The sequence below is a fragment of the Lysinibacillus sp. 10T31 genome (genome assembly GCF_056394365.1).
Genome location: NZ_JBFTHS010000157.1, coordinates 1 through 589, shown reverse-complemented (window position 1 = coordinate 589; position 589 = coordinate 1). Strand labels below are relative to the sequence as shown.

Annotated in this window: 2 protein-coding genes; both read right to left on the bottom strand. The window is 61.1% G+C overall.

The genetic code is table 11. The annotated features are described in order from the left end of the window. Positions 1 to 447, bottom strand: a 447-nt coding sequence (gene gspH / locus AC1DCY_RS27345) for a type II secretion system minor pseudopilin GspH (protein WP_477355842.1), incomplete at its 3' end; no start/stop codon positions are given. Positions 448 to 450: 3 nt separating this feature from the next. Further along, positions 451 to 589, bottom strand: a 139-nt coding sequence (locus AC1DCY_RS27340; RefSeq protein ID WP_477355845.1) for a type II secretion system protein GspG, incomplete at its 5' end; no start/stop codon positions are given.

The window sequence follows — 589 nt, the reverse complement described above, 5'->3', positions numbered from 1 at the left end:
GTTCAAACCATCACTGGAGAGGCTGATCAACGATTGCTGACCGGCTTGCAGGTGCAAGGTGAACGCAGTGCTTTCATCACTGCTGAGCAACACCAGGTGCGGTTGACCGGGACGCCCCGCCAGCGTCGACATTTGGCCAGATTGCTCCAGACGCAGCTGCAAGCCTTCCGGTAAACTATAAGCGCGGCCTGCCGGGCGCCAGTCCTGGCCATCGAGACCCAGCACCTGATAACCCTCGGGCTCCAGCCGAAGGCCATACTCACGTCCTTCAAGCACCGCCTGCTCACGCAGCGTCTGCAACAACTGGATCAAACCGTTGGCCTCCTGCCGGGCCAGACGCGCCGGGTGATTGCCGATGGCCAGACCCGCCATGCCCAACAGCACGCCGATCAACACCATGACCACCATCAACTCCAATAGAGTGAAACCCCGGCACGCCTGACGCATCGGTCAATCTCCCCAGTTGCCGATGTCTGCCCCATGGCCTTCGCCACCGGACACACCGTCAGCGCCAAAGGAGTACAGGTCATAGCCGCCATCGAGCGAATTCACCCCGGGATTGAGGTACTGATACGGCGTTCCCCAAGGG